Source organism: Enterococcus sp. AZ035 (genome assembly GCF_050548325.1).
Classification (GTDB): domain Bacteria; phylum Bacillota; class Bacilli; order Lactobacillales; family Enterococcaceae; genus Enterococcus; species Enterococcus faecalis.
Genome location: NZ_CP172958.1, coordinates 664,681 through 682,283, shown reverse-complemented (window position 1 = coordinate 682,283; position 17,603 = coordinate 664,681). Strand labels below are relative to the sequence as shown.

Annotated in this window: 20 protein-coding genes and 1 other annotated feature; of the genes, 8 read left to right on the top strand and 12 right to left on the bottom strand. The window is 37.8% G+C overall.

Annotated elements, in window-relative coordinates; genetic code table 11:
* Positions 1–72: 72 nt before the first annotated feature.
* Entirely contained in the window at positions 73–1,101 is a 1,029-nt protein-coding gene (locus IGL32_RS03280) for a YeiH family protein (RefSeq protein ID WP_002355805.1), read from the top strand.
* Positions 1,102–1,330: 229 nt separating this feature from the next.
* Entirely contained in the window at positions 1,331–2,506 is a 1,176-nt protein-coding gene (locus IGL32_RS03275; RefSeq protein ID WP_002380126.1) for a SulP family inorganic anion transporter, read from the top strand.
* A gap of 15 nt (positions 2,507–2,521) precedes the next feature.
* Here the strand turns inward: IGL32_RS03275 and IGL32_RS03270 are convergent, their stop codons facing one another.
* The 3 genes from IGL32_RS03270 to IGL32_RS03260 all read right to left on the bottom strand — a co-directional run bounded on the left by IGL32_RS03270 (position 2,522) and on the right by IGL32_RS03260 (position 3,976).
* Positions 2,522–3,037, bottom strand: a complete 516-nt coding sequence (locus tag IGL32_RS03270; RefSeq protein WP_002379186.1) for a GrpB family protein — start codon at positions 3,035–3,037, stop codon at positions 2,522–2,524.
* 17 nt (positions 3,038–3,054) lie between these two features.
* Positions 3,055–3,549, bottom strand: a complete 495-nt coding sequence (locus IGL32_RS03265) for a GNAT family N-acetyltransferase (RefSeq protein ID WP_002394917.1) — start codon at positions 3,547–3,549, stop codon at positions 3,055–3,057.
* Positions 3,550–3,616: 67 nt separating this feature from the next.
* Entirely contained in the window at positions 3,617–3,976 is a 360-nt protein-coding gene (locus IGL32_RS03260; protein WP_002358829.1) for a DUF1304 domain-containing protein, read from the bottom strand.
* Positions 3,977–4,043: 67 nt separating this feature from the next.
* On the opposite strand from IGL32_RS03260, the gene IGL32_RS03255 reads away from it, so the two are divergent.
* The gene (locus IGL32_RS03255; protein WP_002409311.1) at positions 4,044–4,424 is read left to right on the top strand and encodes an MmcQ/YjbR family DNA-binding protein; all 381 of its coding nucleotides are present in this window, start codon (positions 4,044–4,046) and stop codon (positions 4,422–4,424) included.
* A 45-nt stretch (positions 4,425–4,469) separates the two neighbouring features.
* Here IGL32_RS03255 and rplT read toward each other — a convergent pair whose 3' ends face one another.
* The 8 genes from rplT to opp1B form a co-directional block, all read right to left on the bottom strand.
* On the bottom strand, positions 4,470–4,829 hold the full coding sequence (gene rplT / locus IGL32_RS03250; RefSeq protein ID WP_002355799.1) for a 50S ribosomal protein L20: 360 nt from the start codon (positions 4,827–4,829) through the stop codon (positions 4,470–4,472).
* A gap of 60 nt (positions 4,830–4,889) precedes the next feature.
* Positions 4,890–5,090, bottom strand: a complete 201-nt coding sequence (gene rpmI, locus IGL32_RS03245; protein ID WP_002355798.1) for a 50S ribosomal protein L35 — start codon at positions 5,088–5,090, stop codon at positions 4,890–4,892.
* A 113-nt stretch (positions 5,091–5,203) separates the two neighbouring features.
* Entirely contained in the window at positions 5,204–5,725 is a 522-nt protein-coding gene (infC, locus tag IGL32_RS03240) for a translation initiation factor IF-3 (protein WP_002355797.1), read from the bottom strand.
* Positions 5,726–5,779: 54 nt separating this feature from the next.
* Positions 5,780–5,911 (bottom strand) — a sequence feature (ribosomal protein L20 leader region).
* A 213-nt stretch (positions 5,912–6,124) separates the two neighbouring features.
* Positions 6,125–7,195 (bottom strand): RNA-guided endonuclease TnpB family protein, encoded by a 1,071-nt coding sequence (locus IGL32_RS03235; RefSeq protein ID WP_002355796.1) that lies wholly within the window; start codon positions 7,193–7,195, stop codon positions 6,125–6,127.
* A 40-nt stretch (positions 7,196–7,235) separates the two neighbouring features.
* Positions 7,236–8,192 (bottom strand): oligopeptide ABC transporter ATP-binding protein Opp1F, encoded by a 957-nt coding sequence (opp1F, locus tag IGL32_RS03230; RefSeq protein ID WP_002355795.1) that lies wholly within the window; start codon positions 8,190–8,192, stop codon positions 7,236–7,238.
* Complete coding sequence (gene opp1D, locus IGL32_RS03225) at positions 8,192–9,250, bottom strand: oligopeptide ABC transporter ATP-binding protein Opp1D (RefSeq protein ID WP_002355794.1); 1,059 nt, start codon at positions 9,248–9,250, stop codon at positions 8,192–8,194. The genes opp1F and opp1D overlap by 1 nt, the downstream gene beginning before the upstream one ends.
* 9 nt (positions 9,251–9,259) lie before the next feature.
* Complete coding sequence (gene opp1C, locus IGL32_RS03220) at positions 9,260–10,312, bottom strand: oligopeptide ABC transporter permease Opp1C (protein WP_002355787.1); 1,053 nt, start codon at positions 10,310–10,312, stop codon at positions 9,260–9,262.
* Complete coding sequence (gene opp1B / locus IGL32_RS03215) at positions 10,312–11,253, bottom strand: oligopeptide ABC transporter permease Opp1B (protein WP_002381304.1); 942 nt, start codon at positions 11,251–11,253, stop codon at positions 10,312–10,314. The genes opp1C and opp1B overlap by 1 nt, the downstream gene beginning before the upstream one ends.
* A gap of 90 nt (positions 11,254–11,343) precedes the next feature.
* Between opp1B and IGL32_RS03210 the strand changes: the two genes are divergently transcribed.
* Entirely contained in the window at positions 11,344–11,694 is a 351-nt protein-coding gene (locus IGL32_RS03210; RefSeq protein WP_002379183.1) for a DUF3899 domain-containing protein, read from the top strand.
* A 78-nt stretch (positions 11,695–11,772) separates the two neighbouring features.
* Here IGL32_RS03210 and opp1A read toward each other — a convergent pair whose 3' ends face one another.
* Positions 11,773–13,443, bottom strand: a complete 1,671-nt coding sequence (gene opp1A / locus IGL32_RS03205) for an oligopeptide ABC transporter substrate-binding protein Opp1A (RefSeq protein ID WP_002399736.1) — start codon at positions 13,441–13,443, stop codon at positions 11,773–11,775.
* 243 nt (positions 13,444–13,686) lie between these two features.
* Here opp1A and IGL32_RS03200 point away from each other — a divergent pair, with 243 nt between their 5' ends.
* The 4 genes from IGL32_RS03200 to mvaD all read left to right on the top strand — a co-directional run bounded on the left by IGL32_RS03200 (position 13,687) and on the right by mvaD (position 17,601).
* Positions 13,687–14,760 carry an FUSC family protein gene (locus IGL32_RS03200; protein ID WP_002355782.1) on the top strand — a complete coding sequence of 358 codons (1,074 nt, stop codon included), beginning with the start codon at positions 13,687–13,689 and terminating at the stop codon, positions 14,758–14,760.
* Positions 14,757–15,392: a pentapeptide repeat-containing protein gene (locus IGL32_RS03195; RefSeq protein WP_002355781.1), complete on the top strand. Its 636-nt coding sequence runs from the start codon at positions 14,757–14,759 to the stop codon at positions 15,390–15,392. The genes IGL32_RS03200 and IGL32_RS03195 overlap by 4 nt, the downstream gene beginning before the upstream one ends.
* Positions 15,393–15,661: 269 nt before the next feature.
* A complete protein-coding gene (gene mvk, locus IGL32_RS03190) occupies positions 15,662–16,606 on the top strand; it encodes a mevalonate kinase (protein ID WP_010713828.1) in 945 nt (314 codons plus the stop codon).
* On the top strand, positions 16,606–17,601 hold the full coding sequence (gene mvaD, locus IGL32_RS03185) for a diphosphomevalonate decarboxylase (RefSeq protein WP_002355778.1): 996 nt from the start codon (positions 16,606–16,608) through the stop codon (positions 17,599–17,601). The genes mvk and mvaD overlap by 1 nt, the downstream gene beginning before the upstream one ends.
* Positions 17,602–17,603: the final 2 nt, after the last annotated feature.

Below are 17,603 nucleotides of genomic sequence, written 5' to 3'. Positions count from 1 at the left end.
AACTATTTATTTCTCAAATGTAAAAAATTTCGTTATACTGGAAGTAATGAACAAGAAAGAGAGATTTTTTCAATGAAAAATTCAGAAAATGATTATATCCAATCTTTATTCCAAATTCTTCCCGGCTTGCTAACAGCTTTCCTTGTCGCCTGCCTTAGCAAGTTTCTTGCCATCTGGTTACCTAGCTTAGGCGCCGCAACGATAGCTATTTTACTAGGAATCTTTTTGGGAAATACCTTTGTTCGCGGTGCCAATTTAAATCGCGGAACCAAAGTAGCCGAAAGTAAATTACTAGAATTTTCTGTTGTTTTATTGGGAACCACCGTGACCTTTCAAACGATTGCCCAAATTGGCTTACAAGGTGTCGCATTTATTCTCATTCAAATGTCGCTGACCATTATTTTTGCCTATTTGATCGGTAAAAAACTGGCTTTTTCTGATAATATGTCTTTATTGATGGCTGGTGGTAATGCCGTTTGTGGGTCTTCTGCTATTGCTTCGATTGCTCCAGCAATTCAAGCAGATGAGGAAGAAAAAGGCCAAATCATTACTTTAGTAAACTTATTAGGAACCGTTTTAATGTTGACCTTACCCATTTTAAGTGGGATTCTCTATGGTACCAATTTGTTGGCTCGTAGCGCACTAATCGGAGGGACTTTACAATCAGTTGGTCAGGTTGTCGCCAGTGCCAATATGGTCAATGAGAACGCAGTTCAACTTGCGATGCTCTTTAAAATTATGCGGATTGTCCTACTCGTAGCAGTTGTCTATTTATTTGGACGTTTCAAGCAAAGTAAGACGGCAGAATCAGAGGCTGAGTTGGTAGAAGTCACCAAAAAAAGCAGCGCCCTACCTTGGTATGTAGTTGGCTTTTTCATTGCCTGTGTCTTTAATAGTTTGATTCATTTCCCCGTCGTGATCAGTGAGACTGCTCATTTCTTTAGTTCTTGGTTTGAAATTACTGCCTTGGCAGCAATCGGGTTACGACTCGATTTTAAAAAGTTTTTCCAAGAAGGCAAACGTTTCTTAATCTATGGTTTATCAGTAGGAACTGTTCAAGTCGTCCTAGCCATTTTGTTGTTGGCACTGCTACAGTTCTAATGAGGTCGGGACAGAAGCGTTTAACTCCGAGAAATAAGAAGGAATTTCCGAAAATTGTTCTGTAATTTTTGGAGAATTCCGGCTTATTTCCGAAGGAGTTGCTTTTGTTCCCGCCGTTTATCAGTTTTTGAGCGTGGAGCAAAAATCCAAAGTGATTTTTGTCCCACGCTCATTTCAGCTTATTCATGCTATTATGAATAAGGTTTTATTAACTTAAAGGAGTTTTTCGATGTTATTTAGTATTAAAAAAAGCGAATGGTTAGGCAATGAACGAAATGATCTCTTTGCCGGTCTCGTTTCTTCTGTCGCCATTTTACCAGAAGTAATCGGGTTTGCGATTATTGCTGGTGTTCACCCGCTTTCTGCAGTGTTTGCTTCAGCTGTTACTTTACTTGTGATTACTTTTACGGGCGGCCGTCCGGCAATGGTTTCGGCGTCTGCTGGCTCAATGGCCTTAGTCCTTGCAGGCTTAATTCAAGCACATGGTTTGTCATACATGCTTGCTGCGACTATTTTAACAGGCTTTCTACAATTTATTTTAGGTTATTTAGGTATCCACAAATTGATGCGCTTTATTCCCAAGACAGTGATGTACGGATTCGTCAATGCGTTAGCCATTTTAATTTTCATGGCGCAAGTACAACAATTGCCCCATCAAACACTGTGGTCCTACGGTATGATTATCTGTAGTATCTTACTTATTTATCTATTACCTAAGTTTATTACAATTGTGCCTCCTGCTTTAATTGTTATTTTATTCATGACTATCCTGTCCTATTTTTTAAAAGGTCATTTGCAAACGGTAGGTGATCTTGGTGAAATGAGTCAGTTTCATCCAGCGATCCGTTGGCCTAATGTACCCGTCAACTTAGAAACGTTGTGGATTATTTTACCTAGCTCTGTTGCCTTAGCAATGGTCGGGTTAATTGAATCTTTATTGACGATCCCCATTGTGGACAAAATGACAGCGAGCCAAAGTGATAGCCAACGAGAAGTTAAAGCACAAGGATTCGCTAATATAATTACCGGCTTTTTTGGTGGCCAAGCTGGCTGTGCGATGATTGGCCAAGCGGTCATTAATGTTAAATCTGGAGGACGAAAACGGCTTTCTACTTTGATTTCAGGTATTACCCTCCTTCTATTCATTTTTGTTTTTAAATCCGTGATGGTAGCCATTCCTACAGCTGCATTGATTGGGATCATGATGACAGTGGCAGTCGACACCTTTGATTGGGAAAGTTTGCAGCTTTTCCGAACTTTTGAAATTACTGAAATTGTTATTTTACTCGTGACAGTGGGTGTGATCGTCTATACGCATAATTTAGCGATTGGAATTATTCTAGGTGTTCTTTTAAGTGGTCTTCTTTATCATTTTTTCAAAAAAGAACCAAAAAAAAGTTGCTAGCTTTAGCAACTTTTTTTATTTTTCCCAATATTTCTTCAACGCTTCTTTTTCTATTTTCTTAATGAACGCATCTTTGCCATCCATATATTTATCAATGCTATCGGGGTGTGCTTGGGCCAATTGCTTTTTTAATGTACCATAGGTTGTAGCAATTGCCGGATTTTCTCGTAAATAATTTCGAAAAGCAAGATGGCGCAAAATTTCTTGCGTATTGTCAAACTGATAAATATGCACATGATGTGTTCTTTTTATCGGGCCTTTTCGTAAATAACGACGTCCTGATAGCCCAAATTCCCCCATATATTCATAACCGATTCTTTCAAATTCCCATTGTAACAGGTCTACTTTTTCAATTTCTTCAACAATGACCAAAAAATCAATAATTGGTTTGGCTGCTAAATTAGGCACAGATGTGCTACCGATATGTTCAACTTTAAGACAATTTTCCTTTAGAATCTGTTTCAACGCTTGGGCTTCTTCTTCAAACTGTTCCACCCAGGCTGGTTGGTATTCAGTAACGATTACCCGCATGATTTCTTCCCTCTTTTCTATATCCGTTTCATATGTAAAATAGGAAACGGATTTCCTTGAGGATCTTCCTTTGATTCACCAATTACTTGAAACCCTTGAGATTGATAGAACTTCACAGCCCCTTCATTTTGTTTATTGGCATCAACAAAGACAATTGATTCTTGCTCTATTAACTTTTGGATAATTTCTCCACCATAGCCTTTACGAAAATAGACCGGGTCAATAAATAACATTTCCAACGTTTGTTGATTTGTTCCACTAAAGCCCACACATTTCTGTTCTTCATTTAACCACATACTTAATTGAACTTGTTGAAAATAATCAGGTAAAACCACTTCGATTTTATCAATATCTGCCTGACTCAAAAACAAATGGGTAGCTTCTACTGAAGAACGCCATAGAGAAATTAATTGAGGATAATCAGTTTTTTTTACTTCTTTTTGGTTCAGCATTTTTAATTCCTCCCTATCTAATAAACAAAGTATACCACATTTTGTCTCTCTCAATTCCATAAAAAATAGTCAAATCAACCGTGTTTTTTCTGTCGATTTGACTGTCTCTCTCTATTAACTCTGATGGCTAAACAAGTAAACTAATCAAAGCCACGATAGCTAAACCGCCTTGTGTTAAAATGATTTTTTTATCACTAGTTAAGCTACCGTACGCCGCCACTAAAATAATATAAATCAATAAAAATTTTGTCATCTCCATCGTTGCTTGCGCAAAATAGACACTATAAATAAGTCCTGCACCGATTAGTCCATTATAGATTCCTTGATTTTTAAACAATGTAGTGACTGATTTTCTTTGTAACTCTTGCTTATCCATTTTAAAAACACGGCTTGTTGTCTCAGATGTTGGTACAATCGTTTCTAAATACATAATGTAGAAAAATTCTACAGCCACCAAGGTTACTAAAATTGTTGAAATTAATGTCATCTGCTCCCTCCTCCCATTCCTTTGAACGAAGTAATTTTATGTAATTTTTGCTATGATGTAAATAGATATGCCTAGCCTTAACGAAAGGAAGAAACCTATGACTTTTCAAGAAACTATTAGCGCCTATATCCAAGAACGTTATCAGATAACGCCCGATTTTCCTTTTAAAAAACACCCAGACTATCTCGTCTTTCGTCATCCTAGAAATGCGAAATGGTTTGCTTTAATTATGCCACTGGATGCACAACTGCTCGGCGCTACCGAGAATAAGCAGCTCACTATTTTAACCGTTAAACTTGCGCCTGAATTGATTGCCTTATTAAAGAACCAACCTGGCTATTTTCCTGCCTATCATATGAATAAAGAGCATTGGTTAAGTCTTTCTGAAGAAATTCCGCTCTCACAAATTTTTTCATTTATAGATGAAAGTTACCAACGGAGTTATTAAAAAAACACCCTACTCAATGAGTAGGGTGTGAAAGATTATTTAAGCTTATTTGCTTAAAGCGTCTTTTGCTTGTTCAGCTAACGCTGTAAATGCTGCTGCATCGTTAACGGCTAAGTCAGCTAACATTTTGCGGTTGATATCAATCTCTGCCAATTTCAAACCGTGCATTAATTTAGAATAGCTTAAGCCATTCATGCGAGCTGCCGCGTTGATACGTGCAATCCATAATTTACGGAAGTCACGTTTCTTTTGACGACGGTCTCTGAATGCATAGTAATAAGAGTTCATTACTTGTTCTTTTGCTGATTTAAATAAAGTATGTTTTGATCCGTAGTAGCCTTTCGCTAACTTAAGGACTTTTTTACGACGTTTACGGGTTACTGTTCCACCTTTAACACGTGCCATGTTGAATTCCTCCTAATATCTTGTTTCTCTTGACGGTAATCTAAAAGTCACCGAGTTGTTTTATTTCATTCTTGCTAATTGTTGGCGGATACGTTTGTAATCGCCTTTTGCAACCATGCTTGCTTTACGCAATTGACGGCGTTGTTTTTTAGTTTTACCGTGGAAACGGTGAGATGTAAAGGCACGGCCACGTTTTAAGCCGCCTCCACCAGTACGTTTTACACGTTTTGCTAATCCGCGGTGTGTTTTTTGTTTTGGCATGACTAATTTTCCTCCTCAAAATCTTTGCTTCAAGTGAAAGACTCTAACAGTCACAACTGTCGAATATCCTTCTTGTAGAAATTACCAAAAGTCCGAATGCTCGGTCTCTTCGTTTACTTGTCGTTTTTCGGTGCCAGCGTTAGAAACATGCTGCGTCCGTCCATTTTCGCTTTTTGTTCCACTGTGGCGATGTCCGCAGTTTCTTCAGCTAAGCGATCAAGAACTTTCTGACCAATCTCTTTATGGGTAATGGCACGGCCTTTGAAACGGATAGAAGCTTTCACTTTGTCTCCTTTTTCTAAGAACTTACGCGCATTACGAAGTTTTGTATTGAAGTCATTTACGTCAATTGTTGGACTTAAACGAACTTCTTTGACGTTGATCACTTTTTGTTTCTTGCGAGCTTCACGCTCTTTCTTTTGTTGTTCGAAACGGAATTTTCCATAATCCATAATTCGCGCAACTGGTGGTTTCGCTCCTGGCGCTACAAGTACTAAATCCAAGTTTGCAGATTCAGCGATTTGTAATGCTTCTGCTTTGGTTTTTACACCTAATTGTTCACCATCTTGTCCGATCAAACGTAACTCGCGTGCACGAATGCCGTCGTTAACCATCATATCCTTTGCTATGGTCATTCACCTCCAAAATTTTTAAGAGAAAATCCTAACGGAAGTCTGCTTTGTTTGCTAAATGCAATAAAAAAACAGGTTCCTATCCAGAACCCGCCAACAGTCTGCCTTACTTAAAAAAATAAGGAATACTTTATCTAGCCCAGCGATATACTCAACTAAGGCGAGAAGCGGGTGCTTCTGCTTTCATTTCTCAACTTCACTAGTTTACCTTAGTTTATCCTAGTTGTCAATATATTTCCTCAAAAAAAAACGAATCTAGCACTAGATTCGTTTGAACTCGTATTTTGATCATTAATAATTAGTGGACTGTCCCAATGTGACTTCCTAGAAATAAATGGTTCAACACATGGTGTACATTTTCTATCCCCTAGGCGATCCCTGTAGTCCCTACAGTTCTTCTATTTATAAGGTTTCTCGTTTAGACAAGCCACGTTCTAAGATTTTTTGGCTTCTAAGATACTCTGAATTTTCTGTACTTTCAGAAAAAGACAACTCTGTTTCGATCTCCTCTGACTCAATACAAATGAGTTCTTTGCCATACCATTGTGCTTTATACAACAATTTAGCTAAAAATAAAGACCAAGCCAGTTCAGAACGATCATGTTTTGGCGGCCGCTCATTACTGTGATGGGCTTTTTCAATACAAATAACATCGTAACTTGAAACCAATTCCGTTGTAATTTTGTTTAAAATATCCGTTCGTTGGTTGGCTATTTTTTCGCGAATTTTTGCGACTTTTATTTTTTGTTTTTGATAATTTTTTGCTTGCGAAAGATCGACACCTTTTTCCAAAGCAATCATTTTACGCTTGTTTAATTTTCGTTCTTCTTGACGTAGTTTTTGCTTTAAATGCTTTGAACAATAGCTTTTTTCGAAGCTTTCACCATTCGAAAGCAGCGCAAATTTTTCCCTACTGCTACAAATTCCCACCATTTTTTGTTGCTTTGTTTTCGTTTCAATCGGCGCTTCACACAAAATGGAAACATAATAATTGTGACTCGCACTCATAGAAATAGTTACAGATTTTATCTCCCCCAGCGGTTGGCGGTGTACCTTCATTTTAATTAAAGATTTCAATTTAGGTACTTTCAAATAACGATTATCCAAAATTTTGACCGTGCCATGTTGATTGTTCGTAGTGTAGGAATGCACCGTTTCTTTCTTTTTCTTTTTTGGAAAGCCCATCCCTTTTTCCCGATAAAAATTTTTAAAGGCTCGATCCAAATAAACTTGTGCATTTGCCAAGGCTAAACTATCAACTTCTCTGAGGACAGGGTATTGTTTCTTATATTTAGCTGGCGTTGGCATTTTAAACGTTTGTTGAGGATTTTTTCGCATCTCTTTGTAGATATCAATCCGGTCTTGTAACATTAAATTATACACCAAGCGAACACAAGAAAATGTTTTTTGAATAAACTCTTCTTGTTTTGAGGTTGGATAAAGTCTGTATTTATAAGCTTTCAGAGCCTTCATCTCATAACCACCCTACCAAGATAGTTAGAAAAGAAGCTGGTTATAAACCAGCTTTTCTTTTCTTCTCTTCAATTTTTTCACGGTACATTGCAACTTCGTCTTCAGCACAATAAACATAGTGTCCATTGAGAATTTCACGGAGCTCACGATCTTTCCCATCTGCCGCTGCAGGCTGGTAAACGATCCGTTTACGTGTGCGTTCATAGTCTGGATCTGGTAATGGAATCGCAGAAAGCAAACTTTCTGTATAAGGATGAACGCCGAAATTATAGACATCATCACTTGTGCCCATTTCCAATAATTTCCCACTGTGCATTACGCCAATTCGGTCACTGATATGTTTTACCATCGATAAGTCATGTGCGATAAACAAGTAAGTTAAGCCTTGTTCTTTTTGTAAATCTTGTAATAAGTTTACTACTTGGGCTTGAATCGACACATCCAAAGCCGAAATTGGCTCATCACAGATAATGAAACGTGGATTAACCGCTAAAGCACGAGCAATCCCGATCCGTTGACGTTGCCCACCAGAAAACTCATGAGGATAACGCGTACTGTGACTTGGATTTAATCCCACCGTTTTTAAAAGTTCATTGACTTTTTCTTCCCGCTCTTTTGGTGTTTTAGCTAATCCATTGACATCGATTCCTTCAGCAATAATATCATTGACTTTCATTCTTGGATTCAATGAAGCATATGGATCTTGGAAGATCATTTGAACATCGCGACGGAATGCTTGCATGTCCGCTTTTGATTTAATTTTGCTAATGTCTTTTCCATCGAAAAGAATTTCACCAGCAGTTGGATCATATAAACGAATGACACTGCGACCAGTTGTTGATTTTCCACTTCCTGATTCGCCAACTAATCCAAAGGTTTCGCCTTCATAAATATGAAAACTAATGTCATCAATGGCTTTTACTTCGTCTTTACGACCAACATTGAAATACTGTTTCAAACCAGTGACTTCTAATAGGACTTTTTTCTCTTCTGCCATTAATTACTACCTCCTGGATTTTTTTGACGCTCTGCATAAATTGCCCAACGACGAACAATCTCTGCTGGAGGCGTAACTTTTGGTGCTTGTGGTGCTAATAACCACGTTGCTGCTTTGTGGGTTGGTGATACTTCAAAATAAGGTGGTTCTTTTTCTGTATCAATTTTTAAAGCAAACTCATTCCGTGGATAGAAGGCATCTCCAGTTGGTGGATCTAATAAATCTGGAGGTGAACCTGGAATCGCATAAAGTTTGTCTTCTGTTCCTTCCATCGTTGGCATTGACCCTAAAAGTCCCCAAGTATATGGATGTTGTGGATTATAGAAAATTTCTTCTGCTGTTCCCACTTCAACCAGACGTCCACCGTACATGACAGCGACACGGTCAGCCACGTTTGCTACTACCCCTAAATCATGGGTAATGAAAATAATCGAAGTGCTAATTTTTTCTTGTAAATCTTTTAATAACTCTAAAATTTGTGCTTGGATGGTTACATCCAACGCTGTAGTTGGTTCATCTGCAATTAGAACTTCGGGATAACAAATTAGAGCAATTGCAATGACAATCCGTTGACGTTGCCCACCAGAAAATTGGTGTGGATAGTTTTTCAAACGTTTTTCAGCATTAGGAATGCCGACTAATTTTAGTAATTCTAATGCTTGCGCTAAGCCTTCTTTTTTTGAGACTTTATTATGTTTGATTAATGATTCCGCCACTTGTTTGCCAATTGGCATCGTTGGGTCTAATGAAGTCATCGGATCTTGGAAAATCATTGCGATTTCTTTACCACGAATGGCTTGCATTTGTTTTTCTGTTTTATGAACAATATCTTGTCCTTTAAACAAAATTTCCCCGTTATCAATATTGGCATTACTGCTCAACAAACGCATAATACTGCGGGTTGTAACAGATTTACCACTCCCTGATTCACCTACGATGGCTAACGTTTCACCTTTATAAAGATCAAAACTCACACCACGAATGGCGTTGACTTTACCTGCAAATGTATCAAAGGAGATTCTTAAGTCTTTAACTTCTAATACTTTTTCCATAGTCATTCACCACTCTTACTCTTTCATCTTAGGATCAAATGCGTCACGTAAACCATCAGCTAACAAGTTGAAACAAATCATGATAACTGAAAGTGTTGCCGCTGGAATCCACATTAAATATGGAAGGAAACGGAAAGTTTTGTATCCTTCGTTTAACAAGGTTCCTAAAGATGCGGTTGGTGGACGTAAGCCTAACCCAATAAAACTTAGGAACGCTTCAAAGAAAATTGCCGATGGGATACTGAACATCATTTGGACAATAATGACACTTGAGATATTCGGTAAAATATGTTTAATAGCAATTTTCCAACGAGATTCGCCCAATGTTTCTGCTGCCATGACAAACTCTTGGTCTTTTAGTTTCATGGTCTGGGCTCGCACAATCCTGGCCATTGATATCCAGTTTGTAATAACCATGGCTAAAACAATCGAAACAATCCCTGGATCAAAGACTGTTAGCATCAAGATCATAACAACTAAGTTAGGAATACCAGAAAGAACTTCTAAAATACGTTGCATTACTGTATCGACACGACCGCCGACTAACCCGGAAATCAGTCCATACGTTACCCCAATCGTAATATCTAGAATTGCCGCGATAAACGCAATTAATAATGAAATACGTGTTCCCATAAATAAACGACTTAGGACATCACGACCTAAACCATCTGTTCCTAGATAAAAGTTTACGTTATCTGGAACGTTTGCTTGTGCATATTTATCAACTAATTGACCAGCAACTGTTGTTTTACCATTTAAACCATTCACGCTTTCCAAGCCAGGAATTCGTGGTGGTAAGTTAATGTAAGAAACATTTTGTTTCGTTGGGTTATGTGGTGAAACCCAAATGGTAATAATAGAGATAAAGATAATAACTGCTAAGAAACTCATTGAGATAACTGCAGCTTTATTCTTTTTCAAACGACGCCATGAGTCTTGTAAGAAACTTAAAGACGGTGTGGCAATACGCTCTCTTTCTTTTAGAGTTGAAGTGTTTAGAGGCTGAAACTCATCTGCCGGAATATCTTTAATCGCTTGTGGTAGATTATTTTTATTGACTGTTTCCATTAGCCTTTTGCACCTCCTGATACGCGAATTCTTGGATCAATTAAACCATAAAGTAAGTCAACAATCAGAATTACAACAACTAACATTGTTGAATACAAAATAGTTACTGCCATAATTGTTGGATAGTCGTTTGTCATAATTGATTTTACAAACTGTTCCCCAATCCCAGGGATGGCAAAAATATTTTCTACTACTAAAGAACCTGTCATTAAACCAACGGCTAAAGGTCCTAATAAGGTAATCAATGGAATTAAACTGTTTCTTAATCCGTGGCGGAATGCAACTTGCCAGCGACTCAAGCCTTTTGCTTTGGCTAATTCGACATAATCACTATGCAAGACCTCTACCATCTCGGTTCGAATAAACCTAGCCGAATCGGCCATGGGACTCATTGCCAAGGCAATAGTTGGCAAGATTGTGTAGGCAAAACCATTCCACATAGCAATTGGTAAGATTCTTAATTTCATTGCAAAAATGTATTGTAATAATACCGCGAAAACAAAGTTTGGAATAGAACGACCTAAAATGGCTAACAATGTTGCCAACGTATCTACCCAAGTATTTTGACGCATCGCTGCGATAATCCCCAATAAAATACCGACTAACGTACCAAAGATAATCGCTTGTCCTCCCAGTTGAAGGGATGGCCCAATTCGACCAGCTAATAACTTAGCAACAGGTTGGTTTTTAAATTGGAATGAAATACCAAAGTCTCCTGTTACCAGGTTCTTTAAGTAAATTCCGTATTGAACAATCACTGGTTTATCTAAGCCAGATTGTTTATTCAACATAGCGATTGTTTCTGGACTAAGTTTTTCTTGGTTGGTATAAGGCGTACCTGGTAATAATTGCATTAAGAAAAACGTAATCGTTGCGATTAACCACAAAGTGATAATCATGAAAAAGATCCGTTTAAGAAAATATTTTCCAAAACTATTCAATAATGACACCTCCGAGATTTTTTTGACTTCCTCAGTTATTTTCGTTAAAGTAATGACTAGATAGACCACAATAATAGATAGGGTGAACACATGAAAACTTTTAAATGGCCAATTATTACAGCCGTTATTTCCAGTATCGGCATTTTTCTTTACTTATTAATAAGTAAAGAACCTATCACTACCTCCTCATTATCAGATACCTTCTTTATCGTTTCGCTTTTCTTTTTAATTATCGGCATTGCTTTATGGATTATATCCTCTGGCTTTTTCGATAACTTTCAGCGCTCAATGAAAAACGCGTTTCGTTTTAAAAAGAAAAATGAACCGAAAGAGTTTATCCCGCTTTCAGTCATTGGCGATGCACATCGCTCTTTCTGGCTAAAAACTGGGGGCATCTTACTGATTCTGTCTTTAGGCTTTCTACTATTTTACTTGGTCTAAGACAAGATAGCAAGAGGACCGTTGCCTTTTATTCCATGGCAAAGGTCCTTTTTTGTTTGCTATCGATCTTTTGTCAGGTTATTCTGAAATGTATGCCCATTTGTAGTCATACGTTGCGCCAGCAGGATGAACTGCGACATCTTTGACTTTTTCAGCACGTAAATGCGCTTCTGATTTTTGGAATAATGGTACCACACCCATGTCTCCCATAATCGTTTTCTCTGCATTTAACATATCATCCCAACGTTTTTCAGGATCTGTCGCATCTGCACTACTTGCTGCTTTCACGAACTTGTCAAACTCTGCATTGTTATAACGTCCACGGTTATATGAGTTATCTGAAGCAAATAAGTCTAAGAAACTACTTGGATCAGCATAGTCAGCACTCCAACCACCGATTACTGCATCAAAGTCGCCTTTGTTTGAACGATCTAAACGAACAGAGAATGGAACCGGACTAACCGTTACCTTCACACCATCTAAAGCATCTTGAATTGACCCTTGAACAAATTCAACTGTTTTCTTAGAAGAATCTGCATCTGAAGAAAGAATATCCATTGTTAAGGTTGAAATCCCCAATTCTTTTTTCGCTTTTTCCCAGTATTCTTTAGCTTTTTTCGTATCATATTCAATTTGACTACCTGCTTCTTTAGCAAAGTCTTTGCCGCCACTTGGGTCTTTTGCCATATCTGCTGGTACTAAACCGTTTGGCTCGATAGAACCATCCCCTAAGATTGATTCAACTAACGCTTTACGGTCGATTGAGTAAGAAATTGCTTTACGTAAGTTCGCATTTCTAAATGGTGATTTTTCATCACGTTGATTTAGTTCCATATATTGTGTTGATGCTTCTTTTTGACTAACAAAAGCTGGGTCATTGGCCATTTGTTGGGCTAATTCACCAGAAAGAACGACATCGTCTGTTTGTCCATCTTGGAACAAGTTCAACGCGGTTGGTGATTCTTTCACGACATTCACATCTACTGAGTCCAGTTTCACAGTATCTTTATCCCAATATTGATCGTTTTTCTTGAATGACCATTTTGTATCTGTACCAGGACCATCAAAGCCGTCTAAGACGAATGGACCATTGTAGACAGCACTTTCGCTGTTTGATGCATAATTTTTACCATATTTTTCCACAATGTCTTGACGTTGCGGGAAGAATGATGGGAAAGCTAATAAGTAATCAAAGTATGGTGTTGCTTTTTCTAAAGTGATTTCTAATTCTGTATCACTGACTGCTTTAATTCCTAATTCTGATTTATCTTTTTCCCCTTTAGCAATGGCATCACCATTTTTTACAGAGGCATACAGATAAGCATATTCAGAAGCTGTCGCTGGATCAACTGTTCGTTGCCATCCGTAAACATAGTCATTAGCAGTCACTGGTTTACCGTCTGACCATTTTGCATCTTTATTTAATTTAATTTTGTATGTTAGTCCATCTTCAGAAACTTCTGCTTTTTCCGCTGCACCTGCAGGTTGGACTTTGTTATCTTTGTCTAAACGATAAATTCCTTCATATACATTATTTAATGCAATAAAACTAATTCTGTCTGTTGCTAGTGATAAATCAGCTGTTGGCATTTCTTGTTGTTCTGTGACACGTAAAACTTGTTCGCCACTTGCCTTACCGCCACCAGACGCGCTTGAGCTATCTGACGTTCCGCCGCCTCCACAAGCCGCTAAAGTTGTTACGCTAAATAATGTAATCACACCGAATGTTAATGACTTTTTCAATTTCATAGTGTTGCCTCCTAAAATAATGCAATCTGTATTTTCTGAAAAATCAGAATTTAATAATTATTTATTGCTATGGAATATATCTTACATTTTTCATATTAAAATTGCAAGTCAAAATGTTAACTTTTTTTAATTTTTCTTCTCTTCCTATCAGAAACCACTCTTTTTCTTCCTGTCTTTTATTGCAATTCTTTTGTCAGTTTTCTAAACATTATGGTAAATTAGGAAGTAAAGGAGTGACAAAATATGAAAAATTCTACGTTTTTAAAGGATTTGTTTGCTATTGATAAAGCAAATGACGAATTATTTCGGTTAGTTGGTGTCGCAATTTGTATGGCAATTCCATTATTAATTGGTTATTTTTCCAATAATTTACTCATTGGGACCTTTGGCTCGATGGGCATTTATACGTTTATTTATTATCAGCCGCTTCCTTTGCCTCAATTATTGCGCAGACTGAATATTGTTGGCTTTTTTATTGTTCTGGGCAACAGCTTAGGAATGCTAAGTCACCATGTACCTTGGTTGATTCCCATTACAATTGCCATCGTCGCTTTTCTTGCACGCTTACTTTTTAGATTGTATGGCATTGAGAAGCCTGGTGCTTTGTTAGTTATCATGTCAACCGCAATGGGAACAAGCAACAATTTTCCTTTACATAAGATTCCCATCATGGCCAGTTTTGTTCTTTTAGGAGTAGTGACCGGCATTATCATGGGCATTGTGCTTCATTTCATCGACAAGCGCCCCTACGTTTTTCAAAAACGGATGTCTCTTCAAGAACGACTTTATATCGATCCCGCTTCTTTATTAGATGCTTTGCATTATGCGGCCATTTTATTTTTAGCGGCTTATTTAAGCCAATCGCTTCATTTAGTCAACGCCTATTGGATGACGTTTACTTGCGCAGCCATTTTACAAGGGGAAAATTTACATTCTGTGATGCAGCGAAATGTGCAACGGATTCTAGGTACGAGTCTTGGTTTGTTGCTTTCTGCAATTTTATTAATGATTCCCTTTACACCTTTACAAACAATCGGTATCATTAGTATTCTATATGCAGCTTTTGAAGGATTCATTAACAGAAACTATGCGATTGCCAGCTTTTTTATTACCCCGATGTCCTTATTATTATCAAATCTTGCACGACAGCAAGTCATTAGTAATCTTTTAAACTATCGATTAGTCGGGATTGTGTTAGGTAGTTTACTTGGTTTTGCCGGCGCTTATGTTTTCACAACTGCGCTACGTTTCTATAATCGGGCCTACTCAATTGATGAAACCTTTGAAAATCAACAAGAAGAAAGAGGCGTTTTATGAAAATAACTTATCCCTTGCCACCAAATCTACCAGAACAACTTCCTCTATTAACGAACTGTCAATTAGAAGATGAGGCAATCTTAGAAAATCATTTGTATCAGCAGATTGATTTACCGAATCAAGAAGTTCGTAACTTAGTCTTTCGGGATGCTGTTTTCGATCATCTTTCATTAGCAAATGGCCAGTTTGCTTCTTTTGATTGTAGTAATGTGCGTTTTGAAGCTTGCGATTTTTCTAACGTCGAATGGCTGTCTGGCAGTTTTCATCGAGTGACTTTCCTTCGTTGCAATTTGACAGGAACGAATTTTGCAGATAGCTATTTAAAAGATTGTCTATTTGAGGATTGCAAAGCCGATTATGCTTCTTTTCGTTTTGCAAATTTTAATCTTGTTCACTTTAATCAGACTCGTTTAGTCGAAAGTGAATTTTTCGAGGTCACTTGGAAGAAACTCCTTCTAGAAGCTTGCGATTTAACCGAAAGTAATTGGTTAAATACTTCTTTAAAAGGATTGGATTTTTCCCAAAACACCTTTGAACGCTTGACTTTCTCACCAAACTATTTATCAGGTCTTAAAGTCACCCCTGAACAAGCCATTTATTTGGCAAGTGCCCTTGGTTTGGTGATTACCTAAGAAAATTTTAAAAAAATAGCCGAATAACTGGTTCTGTCGGTTCTTTCTTATTAAATTGTTATTAATTTTTTGGAAAAACCAACAGAACCATTTTACTTGTGCCTTATTTTTAGGTAAACTATCTTAGGTTAAGCAATCTCTTTTTTTGGAACAAGAGAAACTTTTGGAATCATTTCCTATAAATCATGAAGAGATTATGACAAACGTTCTTCTAATCCAAGAACGTCTTTTGTCCTATACTCGATTCTACTCAAAAGGAATGTCAGTGAATGAATATAAAAAAACAAGGCCTCGGTCAAGCGACGGGAAAAATCATTTTAATGGGGGAACACGCCGTTGTTTACGGCGAACCAGCAATCGCCTTTCCTTTTCAAGCGACAGAAATCACAGCCGTCTTTACCCCGGCAAAAACTATGCAGATTGATTGTGCATATTTTACAGGATTGCTTGAAGACGTGCCCCAAGAGCTAGCAAATATCAAGGAAGTTGTTCAGCAAACTTTACATTTTTTAAAGGAAGATACATTTAAAGGCACTTTGACCTTAACAAGTACGATTCCCGCTGAACGAGGAATGGGCTCAAGCGCAGCAACCGCTGTGGCCATCGTTCGAAGCCTTTTTGATTATTTTGATTACGCTTATACATATCAAGAATTGTTTGAGCTTGTTTCCTTAAGTGAGAAAATTGCTCATGGCAATCCTAGTGGTATCGATGCCGCAGCAACAAGCGGCGCTGATCCCTTATTTTTTACTAGAGGATTTCCGCCCACACATTTCTCGATGAATTTATCTAATGCCTACTTAGTAGTAGCTGATACGGGAATTAAAGGTCAAACACGTGAAGCAGTGAAAGACATTGCGCAGCTAGCTCAAAATAATCCCACAGCAATCGCTGAAACAATGAAACAATTAGGTTCTTTTACTAAAGAAGCGAAGCAGGCAATTTTACAAGATGATAAACAAAAATTAGGTCAGCTAATGACGTTAGCGCAAGAGCAACTCCAGCAATTAACCGTCAGCAACGATATACTGGATCGACTAGTGGCTCTCTCTCTAGAACATGGCGCTCTAGGAGCAAAATTAACCGGCGGCGGTCGCGGTGGCTGTATGATTGCCTTAACAGATAATAAAAAGACCGCACAAACCATTGCACAGACTTTAGAAGAAAATGGAGCTGTTGCTACATGGATTCAATCATTAGAGGTGAAAAAGTAATGCTTTCAGGAAAAGCACGAGCGCATACAAATATTGCTCTGATTAAATATTGGGGAAAAGCCAATGAAGAATACATTTTACCAATGAATAGTAGTTTATCATTAACATTAGATGCCTTTTACACAGAAACAACTGTGACATTTGATGCCCATTATTCAGAAGATGTATTTATTTTAGATGGTATCTTGCAAAACGAAAAACAAACAAAAAAAGTCAAAGAATTTTTGAATCTTGTTCGTCAACAAGCCGATTGTACTTGGTTTGCAAAAGTGGAAAGTCAAAATTTTGTGCCTACTGCAGCTGGTTTGGCTTCTTCAGCGAGTGGTCTAGCTGCTTTAGCAGGGGCCTGTAACGTAGCCTTAGGATTAAATCTTTCAGCAAAAGACTTATCACGTTTAGCGCGACGTGGTTCAGGTTCTGCTTGTCGCAGCATTTTTGGTGGTTTTGCTCAATGGAATAAAGGCCACTCTGATGAAACTTCGTTTGCTGAAAATATTCCAGCCAATAATTGGGAAAACGAATTGGCCATGCTCTTTATCTTAATTAACGATGGCGAAAAAGATGTTTCCAGCCGTGATGGAATGAAACGAACAGTAGAAACTTCTAGCTTTTATCAAGGTTGGTTGGACAATGTGGAAAAAGATTTATCCCAAGTTCATGAAGCAATTAAAACAAAAGACTTCCCTCGTTTAGGAGAAATCATTGAAGCCAATGGGTTAAGGATGCATGGAACAACCTTAGGTGCTGTCCCTCCATTTACTTACTGGTCCCCAGGCAGTTTACAAGCGATGGCTTTAGTTCGCCAAGCACGGGCCAAAGGAATTCCTTGTTACTTTACAATGGATGCAGGTCCGAATGTCAAGGTCTTAGTCGAAAAGAAAAACTTAGAAGCATTAAAAACATTTTTAAGTGAACATTTTTCAAAAGAGCAGTTAGTCCCAGCTTTTGCTGGTCCCGGAATTGAATTGTTTGAAACGAAAGGAATGGATAAATAAGC

Bases quoted from the DNA above. Each gene is read 5' to 3' on its own strand.
- IGL32_RS03280 (WP_002355805.1), top strand. From the start codon at position 73: ATGAAAAATTCAGAAAATGATTATATCCAATCTTTATTCCAAATTCTT.
- IGL32_RS03275 (WP_002380126.1), top strand. From the start codon at position 1,331: ATGTTATTTAGTATTAAAAAAAGCGAATGGTTAGGCAATGAACGAAAT.
- IGL32_RS03270 (WP_002379186.1), bottom strand. From the start codon at position 3,037: ATGCGGGTAATCGTTACTGAATACCAACCAGCCTGGGTGGAACAGTTT.
- IGL32_RS03265 (WP_002394917.1), bottom strand. From the start codon at position 3,549: ATGGAATTGAGAGAGACAAAATGTGGTATACTTTGTTTATTAGATAGG.
- IGL32_RS03260 (WP_002358829.1), bottom strand. From the start codon at position 3,976: ATGACATTAATTTCAACAATTTTAGTAACCTTGGTGGCTGTAGAATTT.
- IGL32_RS03255 (WP_002409311.1), top strand. From the start codon at position 4,044: ATGCCTAGCCTTAACGAAAGGAAGAAACCTATGACTTTTCAAGAAACT.
- rplT (WP_002355799.1), bottom strand. From the start codon at position 4,829: ATGGCACGTGTTAAAGGTGGAACAGTAACCCGTAAACGTCGTAAAAAA.
- rpmI (WP_002355798.1), bottom strand. From the start codon at position 5,090: ATGCCAAAACAAAAAACACACCGCGGATTAGCAAAACGTGTAAAACGT.
- infC (WP_002355797.1), bottom strand. From the start codon at position 5,725: ATGACCATAGCAAAGGATATGATGGTTAACGACGGCATTCGTGCACGC.
- IGL32_RS03235 (WP_002355796.1), bottom strand. From the start codon at position 7,195: ATGAAGGCTCTGAAAGCTTATAAATACAGACTTTATCCAACCTCAAAA.
- opp1F (WP_002355795.1), bottom strand. From the start codon at position 8,192: ATGGCAGAAGAGAAAAAAGTCCTATTAGAAGTCACTGGTTTGAAACAG.
- opp1D (WP_002355794.1), bottom strand. From the start codon at position 9,250: ATGACTATGGAAAAAGTATTAGAAGTTAAAGACTTAAGAATCTCCTTT.
- opp1C (WP_002355787.1), bottom strand. From the start codon at position 10,312: ATGGAAACAGTCAATAAAAATAATCTACCACAAGCGATTAAAGATATT.
- IGL32_RS03210 (WP_002379183.1), top strand. From the start codon at position 11,344: ATGAAAACTTTTAAATGGCCAATTATTACAGCCGTTATTTCCAGTATC.
- opp1A (WP_002399736.1), bottom strand. From the start codon at position 13,443: ATGAAATTGAAAAAGTCATTAACATTCGGTGTGATTACATTATTTAGC.
- IGL32_RS03200 (WP_002355782.1), top strand. From the start codon at position 13,687: ATGAAAAATTCTACGTTTTTAAAGGATTTGTTTGCTATTGATAAAGCA.
- IGL32_RS03195 (WP_002355781.1), top strand. From the start codon at position 14,757: ATGAAAATAACTTATCCCTTGCCACCAAATCTACCAGAACAACTTCCT.
- mvk (WP_010713828.1), top strand. From the start codon at position 15,662: ATGAATATAAAAAAACAAGGCCTCGGTCAAGCGACGGGAAAAATCATT.
- mvaD (WP_002355778.1), top strand. From the start codon at position 16,606: ATGCTTTCAGGAAAAGCACGAGCGCATACAAATATTGCTCTGATTAAA.